This window comes from Proteus sp. G2669 (assembly GCF_009915245.1).
In the GTDB taxonomy this organism is placed as follows: Bacteria; Pseudomonadota; Gammaproteobacteria; order Enterobacterales; family Enterobacteriaceae; genus Proteus.
In genome coordinates this window covers 29443-47862 of sequence record NZ_JAABLX010000045.1, presented here as the reverse complement: position 1 = coordinate 47862, position 18420 = coordinate 29443, and the positions used below count along the sequence as shown (strand labels likewise).

The 18420-nt window shown below is 38.3% G+C and carries 17 protein-coding genes and 1 tRNA gene; 7 read left to right on the top strand and 11 right to left on the bottom strand.

Going from position 1 to position 18420, the window contains the following annotated elements; genetic code table 11:
- Positions 1 to 81 precede the first annotated feature (81 nt).
- The 5 genes from kduI to GWI68_RS12210 all read right to left on the bottom strand — a co-directional run bounded on the left by kduI (position 82) and on the right by GWI68_RS12210 (position 5620).
- Positions 82 to 918: a 5-dehydro-4-deoxy-D-glucuronate isomerase gene (gene kduI / locus GWI68_RS12230; protein ID WP_166540459.1), complete on the bottom strand. Its 837-nt coding sequence runs from the start codon at positions 916 to 918 to the stop codon at positions 82 to 84.
- Between the two features lie 251 nt (positions 919 to 1169).
- Entirely contained in the window at positions 1170 to 2540 is a 1371-nt protein-coding gene (locus GWI68_RS12225) for an adenylosuccinate lyase family protein (protein ID WP_165126445.1), read from the bottom strand.
- Between the two features lie 11 nt (positions 2541 to 2551).
- Positions 2552 to 4108: a PTS transporter subunit EIIC gene (locus tag GWI68_RS12220; RefSeq protein WP_166540458.1), complete on the bottom strand. Its 1557-nt coding sequence runs from the start codon at positions 4106 to 4108 to the stop codon at positions 2552 to 2554.
- 328 nt (positions 4109 to 4436) lie between these two features.
- Positions 4437 to 5177, bottom strand: coding sequence for a MurR/RpiR family transcriptional regulator (locus tag GWI68_RS12215; protein ID WP_166540457.1), 741 nt, complete (start codon positions 5175 to 5177; stop codon positions 4437 to 4439).
- 197 nt (positions 5178 to 5374) lie between these two features.
- The gene (locus GWI68_RS12210) at positions 5375 to 5620 is read right to left on the bottom strand and encodes a DUF2543 family protein (RefSeq protein WP_166540456.1); all 246 of its coding nucleotides are present in this window, start codon (positions 5618 to 5620) and stop codon (positions 5375 to 5377) included.
- A gap of 124 nt (positions 5621 to 5744) precedes the next feature.
- On the opposite strand from GWI68_RS12210, the gene GWI68_RS12205 reads away from it, so the two are divergent.
- On the top strand, positions 5745 to 6461 hold the full coding sequence (locus tag GWI68_RS12205) for an RluA family pseudouridine synthase (RefSeq protein ID WP_166540455.1): 717 nt from the start codon (positions 5745 to 5747) through the stop codon (positions 6459 to 6461).
- Positions 6462 to 6471: 10 nt separating this feature from the next.
- Here the strand turns inward: GWI68_RS12205 and GWI68_RS12200 are convergent, their stop codons facing one another.
- Together GWI68_RS12200 and GWI68_RS12195 are read right to left on the bottom strand one after the other, a co-directional pair.
- A complete protein-coding gene (locus GWI68_RS12200; protein ID WP_166540454.1) occupies positions 6472 to 6954 on the bottom strand; it encodes a cold shock domain-containing protein in 483 nt (160 codons plus the stop codon).
- 99 nt (positions 6955 to 7053) lie between these two features.
- The gene (locus tag GWI68_RS12195; protein WP_166540453.1) at positions 7054 to 7587 is read right to left on the bottom strand and encodes a DUF2058 domain-containing protein; all 534 of its coding nucleotides are present in this window, start codon (positions 7585 to 7587) and stop codon (positions 7054 to 7056) included.
- A gap of 275 nt (positions 7588 to 7862) precedes the next feature.
- On the opposite strand from GWI68_RS12195, the gene yajD reads away from it, so the two are divergent.
- Both yajD and GWI68_RS12185 read left to right on the top strand, forming a co-directional pair.
- Positions 7863 to 8210 carry an HNH nuclease YajD gene (gene yajD / locus GWI68_RS12190; RefSeq protein ID WP_006534437.1) on the top strand — a complete coding sequence of 116 codons (348 nt, stop codon included), beginning with the start codon at positions 7863 to 7865 and terminating at the stop codon, positions 8208 to 8210.
- Positions 8211 to 8320: 110 nt separating this feature from the next.
- The gene (locus GWI68_RS12185) at positions 8321 to 8692 is read left to right on the top strand and encodes a YibL family ribosome-associated protein (protein ID WP_166540452.1); all 372 of its coding nucleotides are present in this window, start codon (positions 8321 to 8323) and stop codon (positions 8690 to 8692) included.
- Positions 8693 to 8981: 289 nt separating this feature from the next.
- On the opposite strand, the gene GWI68_RS12180 is transcribed toward GWI68_RS12185, so the two are convergent.
- Positions 8982 to 9076: transfer RNA gene (locus GWI68_RS12180), tRNA-Sec, on the bottom strand.
- A gap of 241 nt (positions 9077 to 9317) precedes the next feature.
- Between GWI68_RS12180 and prlC the strand changes: the two genes are divergently transcribed.
- Positions 9318 to 11360 (top strand): oligopeptidase A, encoded by a 2043-nt coding sequence (gene prlC / locus GWI68_RS12175; RefSeq protein ID WP_166540451.1) that lies wholly within the window; start codon positions 9318 to 9320, stop codon positions 11358 to 11360.
- 3 nt (positions 11361 to 11363) lie between these two features.
- Positions 11364 to 12110: a 16S rRNA (guanine(1516)-N(2))-methyltransferase RsmJ gene (gene rsmJ / locus GWI68_RS12170; protein WP_166540450.1), complete on the top strand. Its 747-nt coding sequence runs from the start codon at positions 11364 to 11366 to the stop codon at positions 12108 to 12110.
- A gap of 74 nt (positions 12111 to 12184) precedes the next feature.
- On the opposite strand, the gene gdhA is transcribed toward rsmJ, so the two are convergent.
- Complete coding sequence (gene gdhA, locus GWI68_RS12165; protein WP_166540449.1) at positions 12185 to 13525, bottom strand: NADP-specific glutamate dehydrogenase; 1341 nt, start codon at positions 13523 to 13525, stop codon at positions 12185 to 12187.
- Between the two features lie 252 nt (positions 13526 to 13777).
- Positions 13778 to 14212: a universal stress protein UspA gene (gene uspA / locus GWI68_RS12160; protein ID WP_072068945.1), complete on the bottom strand. Its 435-nt coding sequence runs from the start codon at positions 14210 to 14212 to the stop codon at positions 13778 to 13780.
- A 405-nt stretch (positions 14213 to 14617) separates the two neighbouring features.
- Here uspA and uspB point away from each other — a divergent pair, with 405 nt between their 5' ends.
- Entirely contained in the window at positions 14618 to 14950 is a 333-nt protein-coding gene (gene uspB / locus GWI68_RS12155; protein ID WP_072068946.1) for a universal stress protein UspB, read from the top strand.
- 69 nt (positions 14951 to 15019) lie between these two features.
- Here uspB and pitA read toward each other — a convergent pair whose 3' ends face one another.
- On the bottom strand, positions 15020 to 16519 hold the full coding sequence (pitA, locus tag GWI68_RS12150; protein WP_109409952.1) for an inorganic phosphate transporter PitA: 1500 nt from the start codon (positions 16517 to 16519) through the stop codon (positions 15020 to 15022).
- Between the two features lie 309 nt (positions 16520 to 16828).
- Here pitA and GWI68_RS12145 point away from each other — a divergent pair, with 309 nt between their 5' ends.
- On the top strand, positions 16829 to 18043 hold the full coding sequence (locus tag GWI68_RS12145) for an NAD(P)/FAD-dependent oxidoreductase (RefSeq protein WP_166540448.1): 1215 nt from the start codon (positions 16829 to 16831) through the stop codon (positions 18041 to 18043).
- Positions 18044 to 18420 lie beyond the last annotated feature (377 nt).

The window sequence follows — 18420 nt, the reverse complement described above, 5'->3', positions numbered from 1 at the left end:
TATTACCTCGAATATAGGAAATACGTACCACCAATTCATATACTTGATGGCTACTTTATTATGAGTAATACATTTATCTGATTAGCGCAGATCGCGAACCGCAACGTGGTCCATATCGCTAAAGACCTGATTCTCACCCACCATCCCCCAAATAAAGGTATAAGCTTGTGTTCCAACACCAGCGTGAATAGACCAACTTGGTGAAATAATGGCTTGTTCGTTATGAACTAATAAATGGCGAGTTTCATCTGGTTTACCCATCATATGGAATACCGCTGCATCTTCTTTCATATTGAAATAGAAATAGACTTCCATACGGCGTTCATGTGTATGACAAGGCATGGTATTCCAAAGACTTCCTTCCTCTAGCTGAGTCATACCCATTACTAATTGGCAGGTTGGTAATACGTTAGGAACTAAGTACTTATAAATAGTACGGCGATTGCTGGTGCTTGCATCCCCTAATGTTTCAGGAGAAGCCTGATCTTGTGTGATTTTACGTGTTGGATAAGTGGTATGTGCGGGTGCGCTGTTATAATAGAATTTAGCTGGATGAGCAGAGTCAACGCTCTTAAAGCTGACATCACGAGCGCCTTTTCCTACATAAAGGGCTTCTGCTTTACCTACTTCATAATTTGTGCCATCAACTGTGATCACACCTGCGCCACCAATATTAATAAGGCCTAATTCACGGCGTTCTAGGAAATAGGTGACACCAAAAGACTTACCTAACTCATTAGAAAAAGTGAGTGTAGAGTCCACCGGCATAATTCCGCCAAATACAATTCGATCAATATGACTATAAGTCATCGTCAGTTTATTAGGGCTAAAAACTTCTTCTATCAGAAACTCGCGACGCAGGCCTTCTGTATCTAGTTGTTTGGCATGGTCGCTATGAATGCTTTGACGAGTTTGCATAATGAACCTCAATTCCTAGCCTTGATAGGCATTAATGATAATGTGTGAAAATGCATCAATTTTATAGGGACACGATATCAATAAAAAACACAACCATCAATAAAAATATAAAACATTGTTTTATTTTTTTGAACATCTCGTTCTTTTTATAGAGAAAGACCATTTTTTTACTTCTTAAACGAAAAAGAGCCACTCAAATGAGTGGCTCTCGACTTAACTGATAATGATTTATTTATGGATACTTGATGACTTTATTTATAGCTTTGTTTAATTTCTTTAGAAATCGCTAATCCACGTTTCGCTTCTTTCTCAGCAAGTTCAACGGATAGACCGATATAAGAGCGAGGATCAAGCATTGCCTTAATTTCATCTGCATTAAAAGCGGCTGTAATAGTTTCATTCTTCATTAGGTTAGTATAAAAATCTTCACCATCTGCCGCCGTTTTAATGGCTTCTTCATATAACAGTGAATGCGCTTTATCTTTACCTAATTTTTCTGCCATTTTCATCATAACGTATTCGGTATTATCTAAACCCTTATTTCTCATCACGTTATGTAGCATTCTCTCTTCATGAGGAACGATGGTTCTTGAAAGCTCTTCCGTTCTTAACAAAATTTCTGTTGTAAGTTCTAACGCTTCTTCAATTAAGCCATCGAATAGCATATAAGAACTGCTATCACCTTCATAAGGTCTTACCGCAGAGTACATCCCTACATTAGGTAACGAGTACAGTTTCTGTGAGTTAGCAATAATACCTTTCGCTAATTTTGGATTAATTTTATGAGGCATCGTGCTACTACCCACAGTACCTTTTGTAAATCCTTCAGAAACCTCAGCAATTTCTTCTAATGTAGTGCTATAAACTTCTTCACCAATTTTATGGCAAATATTTGCCATCAGTGCCAAGTTCATCATGTACTCTAATTTATGCGTACTTAGATTACGTGATGGTACTTCCATTGCTTGCATACCCACTAATTCAGCAACGCGTTTTTGTACTTTCATCCCCACTTCTGGCATTGAGTTAAAAGCACCTACTGCGCCACCCATCATAATGGTGAATACACGTTTCTCACTCTCTTTCATGCGCTGGTAGCAATCAATAAAATCGCTGATCCACACTGAAACTTTATACCCATAAGTGATAGGAATAGCATGGCGACCGTGCGTTCTCCCCGCCATTACCATGTGTTTTGTTTTTTCAGCGAGATTTGATAAATTTTCAATAATTTCGCTCAACAATAACATGAACTTATCGTGTACTGTTTTCATCATATACAGCTGTGAACTTTGCTGTATGTTTTGTGTAGTAATACCGTAATGCACATATTTACCGCTCTCTTCAGAGCATGCATTCACCAGTACTTTTAAGAAAGGTACAAAGCCATGACCGATTTTTTGATAAATACGGTTCATCTCTTCAAAATCGATATTCTCTATAATCGCCTTTTCTTTAATTTCATCTGCGGCAGACTGTGGAATAAAACCGTATTCAGCTTGTGCTTGCGCTAACATTGCTTCAAACATCAACCAAGTTGAGTATTTAGCTTCATTGGACAGCAGATTTTTAATACCGCGATCGTCAATTGTTTTACTTTTAGAATCGTATAACGCTCTCATCATGTATCCTTTTATTTCTTCATTGCTTCATCAACAGCATTGCGAACAAATTCGACTTTAGGGCCATAAACGACATGGACATGGTTTGCTGCTGGAAAGAAGAATGCTGTACATCCAGACTCCAACATTAATTCTTTATCTATTTGATTAATTTCATTAATGTCGATACGCAGTCGTGTAATACAGTTATCAACATTACGAATATTTTGTTTACCACCTAACGCTTGGATTAAAATCTCTGCAATTTCGCCATAACGTTTTTCTTTGATTAACGTATTTTTCATATTGCTTGATTCTTCTCTACCCGGTGTTTTGATATCAAATTTGACGATAGCCCAGTAGAAAATGAAGTAGGTCACAACCGCAAGCACACTCCCAATCAGCACTAAGAAGATCCAGTTAGTGTGTTCGTACAGTAAACCAAAGATAGTAAAGTCAAAGACGGTGCCTCGGATATAACCAATTGCAACACCAGCAAAAGAGAGCAGAACCGCGCCAATACCCACGATAATCGCGTAAATTAAATAGAGTAGTGGTGCGATAAAGACGAAGGTGAATTCAAGAGGTTCAGTTACGTTACCTAACATTGCAGTTAAGACCATCGTCACCAGCATCGATTTAACTTCAGCACGGTTCTCTTTTTTCGAGGTTTTATAAATTGCTAATGCAATCGCAGGGAATAAGAACAACGTAACCAACATTTGTTGCTGAGCCATAAAACGCGTCAGACTTGGCATCATTGCCCAATATTCACTACTTGGCCCTTGGTTAAATAATACTTCTGTCATTGCTGGAACAACGCCCACATAGGTTTGCCCATCAATCACATAAGAACCACCGGCTTCAGTAAATCTAAACAGAACGTTCCAGACGTGGTGTAAACCAAATGGAATAAATAGACGCTCACCACCTGCGGTAAAGAAAGGTCCAACAGGACTTAAGAAGACAGCTGAGAGCTTAGTTAAGCCCATGACTAATACTTCCCAAATAAATGGCAGCAATGCACCTACGCCAATCATTAATCCGACCATAATAATGGCGACAGATTTTTTTCCTGAGAAGAAGGCAAATGCCGTTGGCAATTCAAGGTTATAAAATTTATCGGTAGCCCATGCAGCGATTAATCCTGTGATAATCCCCCCTGCGGCACTGATATTCATGGTTTGTATACCCAAAACCTTGATTTGCCCAACCTGCGTCATAATGGCAGGATCAGCCAGTTTTCCAGTCAATACCAACCAGATATTGATTGTACTTATCAAAGTTAAATAGCCCACTACGGAGGCAAAGACCGCGATCCCCTTATCTTTATGGCTCATTCCATACGCCACCCCCATTGCAAATAGAAGTGGAATATTGTCAAACACCACACCTGCAATAGAACGGATACTGACTAATAAAGCATTGACTGTTTCATTTCCTAAGAAAGGAAAGCGTGCAATCATATAAGACTGAACTAAAGCACCACTGATCCCCAAGATCATACCGATAGGTGCTAATACACCGATTGGTAGAAGTAGGGTTCTACCAAAGCGCTGAATAGATTCGCTGAACTTTTTCCTGGCCATATTTTTTTCCTTATGACTTCTCGAATATAAAAGAATTACCGAGGTACTCTAGCTTAGGGATTATAGGAAATGAATGACGTGGCGGTTTTAAATATTATCTCAAGTCATTTTTTATGACCTAGGTCTTTTTAATGAATACTTCAATTAATAATAATAAACAATTTTTTATTTTAGTAATGAAGATTGACCCTATAATTTAATATTAATATTGAAAAAGAAGGTTATTTAAATAATAGCTTATGATTATTTTAATCAGATAGATTAATGATTTTTAAACATTAATAATAGAAAGAATATTTAATTAATAGGGTTATTAGTTTATTAGAACTTAAAGTAGTATTTCTAGCTCATTTATCAGTAAATCCACCAGCATAAAAAAGCCAATGCGTGATTTAGTGTCATCTTTTTTTGTATCGTGATTATCGGCAAAACAAAACAGGGCATGGCTTGCATAACTGGTTAATTCATTGGTGTTAAATGCTGTCATGCTAATAATGTTAGCTTCTTTTAACTGTACAATTTTTGCTGTTTCTATAATTTTTTTTGTGCCACCAGAAAGGGAAATAAAGATAACTGTGTCGTCTTCATTAACAAGACGAGTAAACGAGTCAGATAAGTTGTAATCATTAATAAAAAAGCAATGTAGTCCTAAAGCAAACAAAAGGTGTTCAAGGTAATAACCGACTGCTTTACTCGTACCCCTTGCCACAATAAAAATATTCCTAGAATGACGTAAGGTTTTCGCACATTCTCGAATTTGTTCTTCATTAATTAATGTAAATGTTTTATTAATATTTTTTTCTAATTGCTTTTTATAAGATGCTGTGCTCGTTTTCTCAACTTTATTTTGAGTCAAAATATAATTATTAATTTGGAATTTAAGCTCTTTAAATCCACTAAATCCTAACTTTTGCGATAAATTAATGATCACCGTTTTTGACACAAACGTTTTGGCAACTAAATCATTAATATTTAAATAGGGTATATCTGCAATATTATCGGTGAGATATTTTAATACTTTTTTTTCGCTGATGGTTAAATTGTCATAATTCTTTAGGAAATCCAGCATATCTCACCCAACCAATTGAATATAAAACCCCCGATAAAGGAGCGAACATCCCAAAAGCACGCCCGTTCTTTTCGCGCGCTTATGTGCAATAAAATAGATAACGAGTATACGTTAAATCATACAGTTATGTAGGATCAGAGTGATATTTTGTGAATTAGCATAATATTGAGCCCATCTTTTAATGAGCCCAATAGGTGTTATTCGTTACCCCAGCGATTAAGAAACATGGCGATATCATCAATGCGTTTTTTATCAATACCCGCTTCTTTTGCCATCTCTTGCTGTGCCGATTCGCTAATTTCTTCATTATTCATTAATTTAGTGAGTAATAACTGGAAGTAAAGAGCAAGCGCATCTTCTTCGGTCTCAGCAACAGGATCGGTTGATTCCAGTGAATACTCTTCTACCATGTCATAATATTTAAAGTGGATTTCATTGTTCATAAATTCTCCCCAAGGATTAACGTTAATACTCGTCGTATTCGAATGACTAAGAGTATATCTCTACATTCGCCAGTTAACCTAAAATTCGCTATCATCCACTTTCTTCTTTTTTGCGGATAAGCTGATGTCTACGATTATCGATACTTTTATTGCCCCACCTTGCCATGATGAAATCGAGATCCTCTATCAAGACGAACATTTAGTCCTTATCAATAAACCCACAGGGCTATTGAGTTTATCAGGAAAAAATCCACAAAATATAGACTCGGTACATTATCGATTAGTGAAGCTATTTCCGGGATGTACTCTCGTTCATCGACTTGATTTTGGGACATCTGGATTGATGGTTATTGCGCGTAATAAAGCAATCAATGCCCTTTTGTGTCAGCAATTTAGCCAGCGCAGTGTCACCAAGGTATACAACGCACTACTATGTGGTCATTTGAAAGAGAATGAAGGAGTGATTGATGCACCGATTGCAAAAGATCCCGCTCTGTTTCCACGCATGTCGATTTGCCCTATTAATGGTAAACCGGCTCGCTCTGGTTATCACGTTATTGAGCGTTTTTATCATACGTTAGAAGATGGAACGTTGTTACCTTTAACACGGATACAATTTACGCCTGAAACAGGAAGAACGCATCAACTTCGTATTCACAGCCAGTTTATAGGGCATCCTATTTTAGGTTGTGATTTATATGGTGGGTACGAGGGAGGCTTAATTGAAGGAATGGTAAGAACTGAAGGGACTCCGCGACTTATGCTTCATGCGAGTGAACTTCATTTTGTTCACCCTATTAGCCAAGTGCCAATAAAAGCACACTGCAAGAGCCCGTTTTAAATGTCGATATTTACAGTTTAAGTGCTTTTACTGTTTCATCGATATCAAGTTCATCTTCAGTGAAAATTATTTCAGTTCCGTGCATTGTGGTGATCGCAAGCTTTCTCAACGGGCGCATATTATTAGCACCATCCGCTGATTTTGGTCTGATACTATTCATTAACGTACCAACAGAAAGTACGGTATTTTCTTTGTTAATATGCGTGTCTGCAGGCACATCTTCACTATAAATTCGAAATGATTTAATAGATGTCAGTTTAACTCGCTCACCTGCAATATAAACATATTTGCTATCTGGGATCACTTTAACCGCATACGCAGACAGACCTTTGGTATTGGTGGTCGGCTCAAACGTGACATTTGCATCTGTCTTTATCAAAGCAGGGTTGGCAACTTTAATCACATGAAAATAACGGTTATCCCCGTTTTCATCTTTAATAAATCCAAAACCTTTATCTTCAAACCACTTTGTGATTATTCCGTTCATTGCCATTATCGCCTACTTAATCGTTTATCTACAAAAATTTCCAGATACAGTATAAAGCACAATGCTTATACAGACTATGCCTTTGAGCTAATAAGCTACTTTGCATTACCACATCAAATCATCTGGAATTTTAAAATCAGCATAAGGATCGTCTTCATCTTGTTCTGTCTCGCTCAGTGCATTATTCAACAAGATACAGTCCACGTCTCTTTGTGTGATTTTATCCGCAACACTGGCTGGAATAATCGCGTATTCCGTTTTATCTGCATTATCCAGACGAGCAATAGCAAGACGCCCACTAATTAATTGAGATTGCGTCAGTTTATCCACCACAATTTTTTTAATCACATTATTGTCGGTGAAATTAAAATCAATATCGCCTTTTGCTGGCATAATTCTATTCATCTCAATAAGTTGCTTAACTTGCGCTTTATATTCTTTAGATAAAGTCGCTTGTTTTTGTTGTTCACTAAGCAGTTTATCGCGCTCAAGTTGAGCTTTTTTATTTTCTTCTACGGCTTCTCTCGCTTCTCGCGCTTGAACACGTGATTTTTTTGCCGTTCTTTGGACTTTTGCCATTTTTTTACTGGTCACAAGCCCTGCTTTTAACATTTGCTCTTGTAAAGTAAGTTTTGCCATTTTTATGCCTAAATCTGCTAAATAATTTTTGAAATTATACCTGTAATTTCTAAGAGTGCATTAGATTGGAAAGATGTTGAAGAAAACTGATTTAAAAATTCTGCTACTTGAGAAAATATTTATATCTAATTTTCGATTTGAAAATAAATATAAAATATTTAAGTATTCGCAATCACATGATGAGTAGTTTTAGCAACATTTGAACCTATCCTTGCATTCAGAGTATATTGGAAAAACTATTATCAAACTTTCTCTTATAACAGGTAATACTAACAATGGCTCTGATCCCAAAAAACTATGCACGGTTGGAAAGTGGCTACCGTGAAAAAGCACTGAAAATCTACCCGTGGGTATGTGGACGTTGTGCTCGTGAGTTTGTTTATTCAAATTTACGTGAACTAACCGTTCATCATATTGATCACGACCATACCAATAACCCAGAAGACGGTAGTAACTGGGAGTTATTGTGTCTGTTTTGCCATGATCACGAACACTCTAAATACACAGAAGCAGACCAATACGGCACAACGGTTGTCGCTGGTGAAGATGCGCAAGACGATGTCGGTGCAGCAACCTATAATCCTTTTGCTGATTTAAAGTCGATGCTCAATAAGAAGAAATAGTGAATGCAATGTCTGCTTTAGTGCAAAGCAGACAATCTATCCTATTTTCACGCTCCTATGCACAATGGTGTATACTTACCAACAAGAAATTTGTTCATGGTTAATTAATAATGAAAGAAATCGAAAAAGCAAAAATTAAACTCCTTAGCGACCGTTTAGACCTTATTCGTCACAAGATGGCAAATATCTCTCCGTCAGATGAAGTAGAAAAAGCGGAGAAATACGCAGAGTTTGAGAAAGAAAAAGTAGAACTGGAAGCTGAAATTGCTCATCTGAAAGCAGTACGTAACAATAAACTAAGTAAAGAAGCGCAGAAATTAGAGGATATGCCATTCAAACGCCTCATCACTAAGAAAGAACAGGCTGATATTGGTAAGCTAAAGAAAGCCGTGCGAGGCTTGGTTATTGTCCATCCAATGACGGCATTAGGCCGTGAAATGGAGCTAGAGGGAATGACCGGTTTTTCTAAGACTGATTTCTAGTTAGATAATTAATCCAACTAAAACCTGTAATGATCGACTAATACTGAAAGGTTCTTAATATACTTTTCGTTGTTATGAACCGTCAGTTATCCGCAGTTTTCTTACTACCCCCTGTATATTGTAATACCTCGCAATCATTGAAAAGTTGTAATGTAGAGTATTACGATTAACCTGCCGATTGCCTTCTTTTCGAACTTGTAAGAAAGGTTTACAAGTTGAGTTTTGTACAAGTTTTCCTTCAAAGAAAACATTAATTAGATAATTTATTGGAAAGTGATGAAACCAAAGATGGCGGAAGATCACAGGAGTCGAACCTGCCAAGGACCGCTGGCGGCCCCATCTGGATTTGAAGTCCAGCCGCCCCACCGGGGACGATGATCTTCCATTTTTGAATGGGTCAAAAGGAAATAACGAGATGATTATACGCTGAATTATTTTTAATCCCAAGTGCATCAAATCAATAAAACTCCTTTCAAATAAAATAATCCCGTTTTTGAGTAAAACTTCGGATAATTACCGCGATACTATTGAACTTATACAGTTTCATCCTCATCTTACTATCTATAACGAATAAACTCAGTGGTGTGTTTTACGTCACTGCAAACCAAAATACAGGATGTTTTTTATGTCAAATCCATTACTTAGCACAACGGGATTACCTGCATTTTCCCAGATCAAACCAGAACATGTTGTTCCTGCATTAAAAGAAGTATTAACAACTTACCGTGAAACAGTTGAAAGATTACTGGCTGAAAATACCCAATTTAACTGGGATAACCTTTGTCAGCCATTAGCAGAAGCAGGCGATAAACTTTCTCGTGTTTGGTCTCCAGTCAGTCATTTGAATTCTGTCAAAAATAGCACTGAACTACGTGAAGCGTATGAACAAAGTTTACCATTGCTGTCTGAGTTCAGTACGTGGATGGGGCAACATGAAGGCTTATATCAAGCTTATAAATCAATTAAAGAAAGTGCTGATTTTAATGCATTAACTCAACCACAAAAAAAAGCAATTGAAAACGCATTACGTGACTTTGAATTGTCAGGTATCGGTTTACCCAAAGAGAAACAGCAGCGTTTTGGTGAAATCAGCGCGCGTATGTCTGAGTTAGGCGCTAAATATGGAAATAATGTATTAGATGCAACAATGGGTTGGTCTAAACTAATTACTGATGTAGAAGATTTATCCGGTATGCCTCAAAGTGCTATTGATGCTGCAAAAGCTATTGCACAAGCCAAAGAGCAAGAAGGCTACCTATTAACGCTTGATATGCCAAGCTATCTGCCTGTCATGACATATGCTGATAATCGTGAACTAAGAAAAGAGATGAGTATCGCTTATAGTACGCGAGCCTCCGATCAAGGCCCAAATGCAGGTCAGTGGGATAATAGCGAAATTATCGCTGAAATCCTTGCATTACGCCACGAACTCGCTCAACTCCTTGGTTTCAAAAATTATGCTGAAAAGTCACTCGCCACTAAAATGGCAGAGTCTCCAGAACAAGTCCTTAGTTTTTTAACTGACTTAGCACAACGCGCTCACCCACAAGGTAAAGAAGAGTTAGCTGAACTCACACAATTTGCAAAAGAGCACTATGGCGTTGATAAATTAGAATCATGGGATTTGGCTTACTATAGCGAAAAACAGAAACAACATCTGTTCTCAATCGATGATGAGCAACTGCGTCCTTACCTCCCTGAACAACGTGCTTTAAGTGGCTTATTTGAAGTTGTTCATCGTATCTATGGTTTAACAGCTAAAGAACGTAACGACATAGACACTTGGCATGATGATGTTCGTTTCTTTGAGCTTTACGATGACAGTAACACCTTGCGTGGTAGCTTCTATCTTGATTTGTATGCACGTGAACACAAACGCGGTGGTGCTTGGATGGATGACTGCATGGGAAGAATGCGTCATGCCGATGGCAAGCTACAAAACCCTGTTGCTTATCTCACCTGTAACTTCAATAAGCCTGTAGGTGATAAACCAGCACTGTTTACTCATAACGAAGTCACCACACTTTTCCATGAGTTTGGCCATGGCTTACATCATATGTTAACGCAAATTGATACTGCCGATGTTGCAGGCATTAACGGTGTACCATGGGATGCTGTTGAATTACCAAGCCAATTTATGGAAAACTGGTGTTGGGAGCCTGAAGCATTAGCCTTTATTTCTGGCCATTATGAAACTGGCGAACCATTACCACAGGCAATGCTTGATAATATGCTTAAAGCAAAAAATTATCAGTCCGCAATGTTTGTGTTACGCCAACTAGAATTTGGTCTATTTGACTTCCGTTTACATGCAGAATATGACCCCACAAAAGGGGCTCGTGTAATGGAAACCTTAACCAGTGTGAAAGATCAAGTATCTGTTGTTCCTTCAACACCTTGGGCTCGTTTCCCTCATGCCTTTAGCCATATATTTGCAGGTGGTTATGCCGCAGGTTATTACAGCTATTTATGGGCTGATGTGCTTGCAGCTGATGCCTTCTCTCGTTTCTCCGAAGAAGGAATTTTTAACCGCGAAACAGGCCAATCATTCCTAGATAATATTTTAACTCGTGGCGGTTCTGAAGAGCCAATGGAACTGTTTAAACGCTTCCGTGGTCGTGAGCCAAAACTTGATGCTATGCTTAAAGGCTACGGCATTAAAGGATGATATGTGAATATCTGTTTACTTTGTGAAGAAGGCGCTGATAACAGCGCCTTATCAGATTTAGCGCAACGTTGGGGATTAGTTCACGACGAAACGCAAACAATGGCTTTAGTGTTAACGCCGACTCACCTTGAATTACGCAAACAAGATGAACCTAAATTAGGTGGCATCTATGTGGATTTCGTAGAAGGCACCATGGCACATCGTCGTAAATTTGGCGGTGGTCGAGGTGAAGCGGTGGCAAAAGCAGTTGGGATCAAAAAAGACTATCTGCCTGATGTTGTTGATGCAACAGCAGGACTTGGCCGTGATGCATTTGTTTTAGCATCTATTGGTTGCAAAGTCAGAATGGTAGAGCGTCACCCCGTAGTTGCAGCATTACTTGAAGATGGGTTAAAACGTGCTTATCTTGATGCTGACATTGGTGAATGGATGCAAGAAAGAATGACGTTAATTCATGCCTCTTCTGCCCAAGCACTCACTGAGATCACGCCTCCTCCTGATGTTGTCTATCTTGATCCGATGTACCCACATAAAACAAAAAGTGCATTAGTCAAAAAAGAGATGCGAGTGTTCCAATCTTTAGTCGGTGCAGATGAAGATGCAGATGCGCTACTAGAACCGGCAATCACTTTGGCAAAAAAACGTGTTGTCGTAAAACGTCCTGATTATGCTGAGCCATTAAATAACCAGCCTGCACACGCCAATGTAACAACAAAAAATCACCGTTTTGATATTTACCCTTGTGTGTAAACACTGACATATAAGGGTAAAAAATTGATTTGAAATCTGACGGGTGTTAAACACCCGTTCAGAATCAGTAAGATTTACAGCACGCCTTGAGCCAGCATTGCATCCGCAACTTTGACAAAGCCCGCAATGTTCGCACCTTGAATATAATTAGTCTGCTTACCTTCACCACCGTAATTCACACAAGCATGGTGAATATCTAACATGATGTGATGTAAACGAGCATCCACTTTTTCTGCTTTCCAGCTTAAACGTGCTGCATTCTGCGCCATCTCTAAACCAGAGGTTGCAACACCGCCCGCATTAGCTGCTTTACCTGGTGCAAAAAGGACACCTGCTTCGATAAAAGCATCTGTTGCTGCAATCGTTGTGGGCATATTCGCACCTTCAGCAACGGCTTTAACACCATTTTTGATCAAGACTTTTGCAGCCTCTAGATCTAATTCATTTTGTGTTGCACAAGGTAGAGCAATATCAACAGGAATAGCCCAAGGTTGTTGCCCTTCAAGATAGGTTAAACCAAACTCTTTGGCATACTCTTCAACACGACCGTAATTATTTTTAATTTCAGTTAGGCGTGTGAGTTTTTCAGTAGTAAATCCGGCTTCATCAACCACAGTACCACCTGAATCCGATGCAGTTATGACTTTAGCGCCTAATTCTAAACATTTTTCGATAGTAAATTGTGCAACATTACCTGCGCCAGAAACCGCCACACGCATCCCCTCAAGAGACATACCATGACGTTTAAGCATCGCATTAGTAAAGTAAACTAAACCATATCCAGTGGCTTCTGGGCGGATTAAACTGCCCCCGAATGAAAGACCTTTTCCTGTAAATACACATTCATTGCTATTAGACAGTTTTTTCATCATGCCTGCCATAAAGCCAACTTCTCGCGCACCTACACCAATATCTCCTGCTGGAACATCTGTGTTAGCCCCTAAATGACGATAAAGTTCAGTCATTAAAGCCTGACAAAAACGCATGACTTCCCCATGACTTTTACCTTTAGGATTAAAGTCAGAGCCACCTTTCGCGCCACCCATTGGTAATGTCGTTAAGGCATTTTTAAATGTTTGTTCAAAACCTAAGAATTTTAGGATAGAGAGATTCACAGAAGGATGAAAACGCATACCACCTTTGTAAGGCCCGATAGCTGAGTTAAATTGGATACGCCATGCACGGTTAACTTGCACTTGCCCTTTATCATCTAACCAACAAACGCGAAACTGAATAATACGTTCAGGCTCAACTAAGCGCTCAAGTAATGATTGTTCACGATATTGTGGATTTTTTTCTAAAAAAGGCCACAAAGTGGTAAAAACTTCACGAACCGCCTGATGATACTCAGGTTGATGAGCGTTATATTTTTCTACCCCTTCTAAAAACGAAGACAATGAGCCAGATATATTCATTCCGCTATTCCTTTTTTGTGTAATGTGATGTTGGCATAACCTCATTTATTCGGAATATTTTTGGGTTTTGTGAGGTTGATGTTGTTTTGCTTCTTGAATATATCATTAAAATACATTCACACTTCAAGACATTTTTTTCATAATTAGACAAAAAAAAAAGGTTGACTCTACTTAACAGCAGGAAAAATAGGAATTTTAGGTAAAAAAATACCTGCATAAGCAGGCATTTTTTTTGCTTAAACAAGCAAGCGATTATTCTTCATCATCTTTCAGAGGAACAATTAACATATCAACATGCACAGTATTAATTAATTGACGTGCTGATGACATCAATTTGCTCCAGAAGTCTTGGTGATGACCGCAAACAACTAAATCCATATCGTATTTTTTAATCGCATCAACCAGAACTTGGCCTAAATCACCGCTACCACTCAAGGTTTCCTGAATTTCATAACCTGATTTATCTGAGAGGTCTTTTAACGCGTTACGGGTTTCATCAGTAATACGTTGTTGCATATCACCGAGGTTGACATCAATTAGACCGGTATAAAGATCAGAATAGTTAACATCAACGTGAATTAAGGAAACTTTGGCATTATAGGGTTTTGCCATAGATACAGCTTTCTGTACTAAGACGTTACTCTCAGGGGATAAATCAACTGCCACTAGAATATGCTTATAAGCCATCGTGAACTCCTTCCATAAGCTGATTAATCGGTTGGAAAGGCGGTTAAGCCTAAATCCTATGTATTAAATATAACGTTTTAAGATGAAAGTTAGATGTCGCCTTGATCACAACTTATGTCAAATTCATCAAGAAAGCATCTATCGATAAATAACAATATACACCATTTTAGATTATCACGATGTCATTCACCGACAATATCATCATAATAATGAGAATTGAGTATAAAAAACAACAAAAACACCCTTTTAGAGTTATTTTTTATCCATTTTTTTGAAAAAGGAAACAACTTGAACACGTCACTTTTGTTTATTGCTTAATTTCACCTAAACTTAAATAAGAGAAAAAATAACCTCTATGGGTAAAGGTTTTCTCATCTCTGAATCTATTATTCTAGGGAGGGGATTATGTTTAATGTCATTGTTATCTTTTGGGCGCTCTGTATTCTTTGCCTGATTAATATGATGCGTTATTTTTCATCTATTCGGGTATTACTCACAATACTGCGCCAATCTGATCCGTTACTCTATCAATCAGTAGATGGTAATGGATTTTTTACTATGCATGGGCAATTTTCAAAACAATTGCGACTTATCCGCTACATCAACCAACGCCAATATACCAACCATCATAATCCTGAAGTGATTATGCGTTGTGAGCGAATTTATCGGCAATTTTATCTTGTTAGCCGTTTTTGTATTTTGGCTGTAGCAAGCTTAATTGCGATGCTTATTTGGTAGGTGACAAAAACAAAAAAACGGTGACTTTTAGTCACCGTTTATAAACAAACTTGGGTAGTTTATTGCTTATCAGCCATTCACAATGAATGTCAGTGATATCCAATAAAGTAAACCTGATAAACCAATGCTAACTGGTAATGTTAAGATCCAAGCCAGTGCAATATTTTTCACCGTCTTCGTTTGAACCCCTCCACCATCAACAATCATTGTACCTGCAACTGCAGATGACAAAACTTGTGTTGTTGATACAGGCATACCCGTATAACTTGCGACACCAATGGACACTGCTGCTGTTACCTGAGCAGAAACCCCTTGAGCATAAGTCATACCTTTTTTACCAATTTTCTCACCAATCGTTACTGCAACACGTTTCCAACCTACCATTGTCCCAATAGAGAGCGCTAATGCCACTGCAACAATGATCCAAATCGGTGCATATTCCACAGTGTTTAGCAGGTCACGACTCAATGTTTTTAAGAACCGTGCATCTTGGGCGCTAGTTTCAGGTAATTTAGCCACTTCTGTTGCGGTATCAGCGATACACATTAGTAATCGACGCATTTGAGCACGCTGGTCTGCTGTTAGTTCATCATAAGAACTAATATTTGCCAGCATTTGTTCTGTTTGATTCAGAACAATTGGCGTTCTCGCGCTGTTACAATGGAAATCAGTATCACTAGGATCAGTTTGTGCTGACACTGCTGGTGTATTTTCGATAGCATGCTGTAATGCTGGCTGATGCTTCTCATAATACTGCTGTAAGTGCACAACGGCATCATGTGTTTTGGTGATATCGTATCCGCTAGCACTCATATTGACGACAAAGCCCGCAGGCGCCACGCCAATTAATACCAACATGATAAGACCGATACCTTTCTGCCCATCATTTGCACCATGAGAAAAACTAACCCCAACCGCAGATAAAATCAGTGCAGTACGAGTCCAAAATGGTGGCTTACGCTTACCATCTTGTTTTTCACGTTCAGCTGGTGTCAGGTGAATACGACGACGTTTTTTCGTACCACTCCAGTAACGGCGTAGTAAGAAAATCATCGCGCCTGCAATAACCAAGCCGATAATCGGAGAAAGAATGAGAGATAGGAAGATACTGATCATTTTTGGAATGTTTAACGCATCAACGATAGACGAATCTGTCACGATAGCATTTGTTAAACCAATACCAATGATAGCACCTATCAGCGTATGTGAACTTGATGCTGGGATGCCGAAATACCATGTACCTAAGTTCCAGATAATAGCGGCTAACAGCAACGAGAAGACCATAGCAAGGCCATGACCTGAGCTCACATTCAGCAGAAGATCTGTCGGTAACAAGTGAACGATAGCATAAGCTACACTCAAACCACCGAGCAAAACTCCAAGGAAGTTAAATACACCCGCCATCACGACCGCAAATTGCGCACGCATAGCACGAGTATAGATAACAGTTGCTACCGCATTTGCGGTATCATGGAAGCCGTTAATAGCTTCATAAAATAGCACAAAAAGCAGTGCTAAAACCAACATTAAACCTGTATGAAATTCTAGGTCAGTAAACAAATGTAGCATAGACGTTAAGCCAGTTAGTTGGACATGAACGCGGCGCATTATCAGCGACAAATGCGAACGGTGGAAGCGAAATTTAACCTTTTTTTGATTTGATAACCAAGAAAATTAGAGTCTTTTTAAGATAATTCCTTATATATCATTTAATTAATAAAAATAAAAAAAAAGTAAATTTCTGACAATTTTTTTCCTTGCTAATACGAATTTAGGTGAAAAATGCAGATTTCTCCATATAATTTTACAAAAATACTCTGATCTTACGCGAAAATCATTGATTAAATAGTCAGAGAAAACCAAGAACGAGACATCATTGTGGGATCATACGATACAGTAATTATAGGTGCAGGTGCCGCGGGGCTTTTTTGTGCGTCTTTAGCAGGACAAGCAGGATTATCTGTTTTAGTGCTAGATAACGGTAAAAAAGCAGGTCGAAAAATTCTTATGTCAGGAGGCGGTCGTTGCAATTTTACCAATATGTATATTGAGCCTTCAGCCTATTTATCAGAGAATCCTCATTTTTGTAAGTCAGCACTTGCTCGCTATACACAATGGGATTTTCTTGAATTAGTGCAAAAACATAACATTGCCTATCATGAGAAAACATTAGGCCAGCTCTTTTGTGATGATTCAGCACAGCAAATTGTGGATTTATTACTTGCTGAGTGTCAAAAAGGGAAAGTAAGTGTTCGCTTACGTAGCGAGGTAACGTTAATCGAGAAAACAGAGGAAGGTTTCACTGTTTTTGTTGATGGGAAAGCGATTGTTACCCCTTCTGTTGTCATTGCCAGCGGTGGGCTTTCTATGCCTGGTTTAGGTGCTACTCCTTTTGGCTATAAAGTCGCAGAACAATTTGGCCTTCCGGTATTACCCACTCGCGCGGGCTTAGTGCCTTTTACACTACATAAACCTCAGCTTGAGCAATTTAGTCAACTATCCGGCGTGGCTGTACCTGCTATTGTGACGGCAAAAAGTGGAATAAGTTTTAAAGAAAATATTCTTTTTACTCATAGAGGTCTTTCAGGCCCTGCTATTCTGCAAATCTCTAGTTATTGGCAATCCGGAGAGTATGTAAGTATTAACTTACTTCCAAATATTGACCTTGAAAGCCTTCTACAAGAAAAACGCCAAGAACACCCAAATCAATCATTAAAAAATACATTATCTCGCTTATTACCAAAGCGTTTTATTGAAATAATGATAGAAAATAAACAGTTACCTGATATTTCCCTCACTCAACTTAGCAACGAACGTATTACTCAAATTGTAGTGTTGCTACAAGAATGGCAAGTTCAGCCTAATGGCACGGAAGGATATCGTACTGCGGAAGTCACTCTAGGTGGCGTAGATACTCGAGCCCTTTCTTCTAAAACGATGGAAGCCACCAAAGTAAAAGGACTCTATTTCATTGGTGAAGTCGTGGATGTAACAGGTTGGTTAGGTGGATATAACTTCCAATGGGCATGGAGCTCAGCCTATGCCTGTGCTCAGAGCCTTATTTCAACACCGAAATCAACTTTTGCTGAGTGATAATAAATAAACGTGCCAATGTTAAAGTTATAAATATTGGTTTTATAATTCTATAAACTTATAAGTCATACATAACAAAACCCAGTTATCATCAATCTATGATAGCTGGATTTTGTTTTATCGCTTAATAGCGACTCAAAATGATTCATATCCCTTCTTTTACTCTGGTTTTATAACGCATTTCTTGTTCTTTTTTCTATGAATAACCTTATAAAAAATATTGTTAACTATTTGGTTATATTACTATTTTAAAAAATTATTAAAATAAAACGATTCGTTAATCAGTAAGTTAAAAGCTTTTCATTGCTTTTTTCGATATTGCTTAAAAAAAAGGCTTTACAAATGATACTGAGAACTATTATCATCAATAACACTTT